Annotated in this window: 4 protein-coding genes; 2 read left to right on the forward strand and 2 right to left on the reverse strand. The window is 45.8% G+C overall.

Annotated features, from left to right (window positions below):
* The first annotated feature begins 9 nt into the window (after positions 1–9).
* The gene (locus HJG39_RS19465) at positions 10–168 is read left to right on the forward strand and encodes a hypothetical protein (RefSeq protein ID WP_442781046.1); all 159 of its coding nucleotides are present in this window, start codon (positions 10–12) and stop codon (positions 166–168) included.
* 544 nt (positions 169–712) lie between these two features.
* Positions 713–904 carry a hypothetical protein gene (locus tag HJG39_RS18755; RefSeq protein ID WP_268411885.1) on the forward strand — a complete coding sequence of 64 codons (192 nt, stop codon included), beginning with the start codon at positions 713–715 and terminating at the stop codon, positions 902–904.
* A 122-nt stretch (positions 905–1,026) separates the two neighbouring features.
* On the opposite strand, the gene HJG39_RS18760 is transcribed toward HJG39_RS18755, so the two are convergent.
* On the reverse strand, positions 1,027–1,503 hold the full coding sequence (locus HJG39_RS18760; protein WP_268411886.1) for a hypothetical protein: 477 nt from the start codon (positions 1,501–1,503) through the stop codon (positions 1,027–1,029).
* A partial coding sequence (locus HJG39_RS18765) for an RHS repeat domain-containing protein (RefSeq protein WP_326849275.1) occupies positions 1,503–5,078 on the reverse strand: 3,576 nt, incomplete at its 5' end. The genes HJG39_RS18765 and HJG39_RS18760, both read right to left, overlap by 1 nt.

Consider the following 5,078-nt stretch of genomic DNA (forward strand, 5'->3'; position numbering starts at 1 on the left):
CCCGATTACATTTATTGGTACAACACAATTCGACCTCACAGCAACTTGGACGGGCGAACACCGATGGAAGTTTGGCAACAAGTGGACGTATTCAAAACGGGTTATAAACACGCAAAGCATTTTGAAAAATGGGGCGGATTATTAACGGACGTAGAGTTGATTTATTGACCAACGGGCGTCGGTATATCAACTCAGGTTGAAATTAAAAAATAACGTAAGTGGATAAATCACCGTCCACGGGACAGCCATGCTTGACGAGGAATTTTTTGATTGTTTTTTACTCAATCATTAAAACGAGATTTGAAAAATCGAAAGGGATTTTGAAAATGTTGGTAGGAATTTAAGAAATAATAGGTTGATTTTTAAGCAGCAACCTAAAAATCAACCTTGAGAAATATTACTCGTTATCCTGTGGACGTTTGGACAGGACAGGATAAATCACCGTCCACGGGACAGCCATGCTTGACGAGGAATTTTTTGATTGTTTTTTGCTCAACCATTAAAACGAGATTTGAAAATTCGGAAGGAATTTTGAAAATGTTGGTAGGAATTTAACAAATGACAGGCTGATTTTTAAGCAAAAACCTAAAAACCAACCTTGAGAAATATTACCCATTATCTTGTGGACGTTTGGACGGGGCATTTTGTTGTAAAGCTGATACACCCCCGCACTTTGCCATGCGCTGTTTTGATTCGGGTTTAAGCGCCAATCATGAGTGGTTTGCACCAAGGCATTGGCTTGATTGGTGCTATCGCGCACATCCACATTGGTGCCTTCAAAGCGGAACTGCTGCTCAATGGCACTGGAAAACGGGAAGCTTTGTTTAAAGTCGGTATAAGTGGTCGTGCCATTGGCAAGGTCAATTTCGGTAATGCCGTTAAAGCCTCTAAAGCCGCGGGCTAATAAACAAATTTTTAAAGAGCGTATATCAAGCTAAAGTTTTGCTGATACAGATGCCTGTCATTTCCTCAATATAAAGCTAGCTGATTTTTAAGCAGCAACCTAAAAACCAGCCTTGAGAAATATTACCCGTTATTTTTTTGGACGTTTGGACGGGGCACTAACCAATTTTCAAACTCGATGACCACTGGATAGTTTGAGTTAATGTTACATCCCTCCTTTCCTGTGCCGCTTTCATTATAAAATAATGTTAACGTTGTTTGACTAAGAAAACCTTTTTCAATATCAAACATATACGACAATGTTCCATCAACGTTTAACTCAATAGGAAGTGCCGAGATAACCCTTCCATTATTACCAATTTGTAGTAAAGCTTCGCTAAGCACCAATTCACACTTGTGTGACATTTTTCCTCCCACTAAAACTTCAACATTAAGGAGGTTAATCATTTCATCATTTTCTGAGACATTAATTTCAATCTGATATCTTTCGATATTTTCCTTAGAAATATAAAGAACTTCAAAATTACTGTTTGCCAATGCATGGAAAAATAGTAACGGTAAAGTCAATACTGAAACTACTTTAATTACCAGATTTTTCATTACTTTTCCTTACTTCTGTATTTTTCCACAGCCCCAAAGGATGATATAAAGAGCCCATGACTATGCTGTGGTCCCTTTTGGGCATGGTATCCTTCATGTGCCAAATTCATAATAACCCCTTCAATATGTGTTAATTTCAACTTTTGGTATCTAAAGAATGGGTTAACAACAGTTTTAGAATAGGTAGCTGTACGATATAAAGTTATATAACCATCCTGCTCAGTAGCGTCCACCCATCCACCTCCTGACTGTTTAGCAAATTCATTTGCATCATCAAATTTTGAAAATGATTTAATCTGGTTTTTACCATCTTTGTCTTGATAGCCTATAGCAAATTCATTCTTAAATTTAGGTTTTGCCGTCCCTTTTCTGATCGATGGTATGTTTTCAGCAGCGGCTAATCCTTTGTTAAAGACATCTTCGGCATTTTCAGGGGCTTTGCCCAGATTAGATTCATCTTCTAACCCCCCTTTCAATGGTCCTCCCGAAAAGTTTAGCTGAGCATCTTTACCTACGTAGGTGCTAACGCTGTCAGCATTAGTCTGCCCTTGACCGACTGCGTCCGTCATTCCGCCAGAAATTTGTGTATTTACAGTTGAACCATTGATGGCCGTAGAATTAATAGAGCCTGCAAAGGATCCGTTACTCACACTCACTTTAAAACTATGCGATGTGCCTTTTTTATCAACAATAACACCTGAAACAATTTTCCCTCCCGTTTTTCTCGCTATCCGCGAACCAGTTGTTACGACCTTTTCATCTTCAACCTTTATCCCTTGCGCACACTCCTGCCCTTGCGGACACGATTCATACCCCGTCGGATCGGTCCCACTCATCGGATTATTCATAATGTAGGAATAAGGGTTAATGGACTGGCTATTTGCCGGACTTTGAATCACTGGGTCTACACTCATAAACCTGCCCACATTGTAGTCGTACACCCGACCGTTCATGTGGATGAGTTCGGCTTCGTCGAGGTGCTCGTGGTCGGTAAAGCCGCGGCGGGTGGTCATGCCGGTATCGAGCAAGTTGGTGCCAAGTTGCGCCGCAAGGCTTAAGCTTTCTAGTTGGCCCCAATCCCCGTTTCTTGGTTTGCCGAAGGCGTCGAAGTGGCGTCTGGCGGTGACGCTGTTTTGTGCGTTGGTGAAGGTGGCGGCACTGCCTAAGCGGTCGCGATGGGTGTAGCTGATGTGCATGCCTTCGCTGTCGCTGTCGGTGATAATGGCAAGGTCGCCTAGGTAGCTTTTGCGCTCACGATTGCCACTTTCGTCGATTTCCACTTCATAGTGTTTGCCGATGTAGTGACTCGTAATGGTTTTTTCCTGTCCGTCTTCCTGAACGACTCGGATTTGTTTGTAACGAGCAAGGTCTGCACCATAAGCAAGGGTGATGTCGCTGCCGTTTTTGTTGATGCCTTTTTTCTTAATGCTAAGCGGTTTATTAAACACATCGTAAGTGACTTCTTGTGTGCCATTTCTGTGGGTCTGGTTGCCCTTGTTGTCGTAACCGAAGCTCACCGTACCTGCGTCATCTTTTAAGCGGATACTGCTGATTTTGTTGGTGCCAGTGGTGTAGCTGTAGGCATTGTTGCTGTTTTCTGAGTAATCCGATTTTTTGGTGAGGTTACCCACGGCGTCGTAGCCGTAGCGAATGCTCGCCGTTTGCCCGTTTACGCTAATGCCGGATTGGGTTAAGCGGTGCAGCGCATCGTAGGTGAAGCTGTCTTGGGCGTTGGTCACTTCGTTGGATTGCACTTTTAAATTCCCAAAGCTGTCATAAGCATTGGTTGCGTTGTAGGCCAAATGATGCAGTGGCGATGTCGCACCGATTTGTACTTTGGTCGATAACATTTGCCCGGTCACGCCGTGGTACAGGTATTCCCCGTTTAGCGTGTTGCCGTTTAAATTGGCTTCTTGAATATTGCCAAAGGCATCTTGTTGGGTGACCTGTCGGTACACAAAGTCGCTTTGGGCGTTTTTCTCATGGGTGAGGTAACCTTGGGCGTTGTATTCGTACTTGATTTTTATTCCATCGGTTGACGTGCTTCTGCCCGGATACTGCATGGCTTTCATGCGACCATAATAGCGGTCGTATTCAGTAGTGGTACGATAGGTGCTGCCATCAATGCTGACATCGCTTTGGGTAATGCGCGCGGCGCTATCGTATCGGTAGCTTTGGCTACTGCCACCTTGAGACTGACTGCCCAGCAAACCATCTTTTTGGGTATCCCAGTTAAAGCTGGCGATGGTTTTGCTGCTTGATGGACCATCGGCAATGCGCGAGGTCACGCGGCCTAATAAGTCCATGTCGTAGCGGATGGCCTTGTTGTTGGCATCCACTTCTTTTTCCAGCTCACCAAAGTCGTTGTAGGTGAAATCTGTGCGACCTTGGTTAGGGTCTATCACGTATTGCTTGCGCCCCAGCGAATCGTAACGCGCCACAATGTCGTTGTTCTTGGCATCACGGATAACGATGGGATTACCCGCACCATCATAAGCGTATTGGGTAACACCACCGATGGCATCTTCGGTTCGCACCAATTGCTCTAGGGCGTTGTAGGTGCGGCTCACATTTAAGTTACCTACATCGGAGAGCGTGGCTGCCACGCTTATCTCGGTTTTCAGGCCATCGTAAAAGTAGGTTGCCTGAAGTTGCCCGTTGATTTGTGGCGTGGTTTTGCTTTGGGCACGACCCAGCACATCAAAGCTGCCATACACGGTCGCCCTTGGCGTTTGATTGGCGTAATACGGATGGGTTTCATGGGTCATCAAGCCACGCTTGTTGTAGCGGGAATCTTGATAAATCCAGGTGCCATCAAAGCCTTGTGTTGCACTTCTTAAGGTGCGGCCTAACAAATCTTTGTATTCGCGTGAATCAGGTGCGCCCGCTTGGCGCGTTTCGACCCGCATAATAGCATTGCTTGGGGCATGGCTGTCCCCATTAACACCATAATAGCGCACCAACTGCTCAGGGAAGCCGGTGCGCGCGATGCGAATGGGACGCGCTAGCGCATCATAGCTGGTGCTGGTAACTACCCCTGCCACATCGGTCACCTGCGTTGGCAAACCGGTTTTGGCCTGCGTGCGCGTGGTGGTGATATGGGTATGACTGGCTGTGGCGTACTGGGTGATTTGGTACGGGAAGTAGCCATCCGCCGCTGCGCTGGTGCCGTTATTACTGTAATTAGTGGTGGTTTTACGTACCTGCTGAGCACTGGTGTCGTTTTGCCCTTGAATAACATCCCCTGTCACCGTCACCTCCGTTGGCAAACCATAGCTATTGTATTTTGTTGCCGTGGTGGTAATAACCGTGGTGCCATCTTGTTTCACGCTGATGCTACCAGGTTTACGATAGGTGGTATTCCAGGTGACATCGGTTTGCACGATTTTATCGCTATCAGTGCTCACGCTGCTAATACCCAGCTTGCCGCTACGATTAACCGCCTTTTGGGTGACCTTACGATAGGCATAACGATTCGGCCATGTATCGGTGGCATCGCTGAAGCTAGCCTCTTCAAGGGTGACATACACCCCGTAGTCATCTTCTATTTGTGTGCGTTTTTGGGTGATGTTGCC

The organism is Alteromonas sp. a30, assembly GCF_026788005.1.
Lineage (GTDB): Bacteria > Pseudomonadota > Gammaproteobacteria > Enterobacterales > Alteromonadaceae > Paraneptunicella.

What these genes read in the sequence shown, in the direction of transcription:
- HJG39_RS18755 (WP_268411885.1), top strand. Translation starts at nt 713, where the DNA reads ATGAGTGGTTTGCACCAAGGCATTGGCTTGATTGGTGCTATCGCGCAC.
- HJG39_RS18760 (WP_268411886.1), bottom strand. Translation starts at nt 1,503, where the DNA reads ATGAAAAATCTGGTAATTAAAGTAGTTTCAGTATTGACTTTACCGTTA.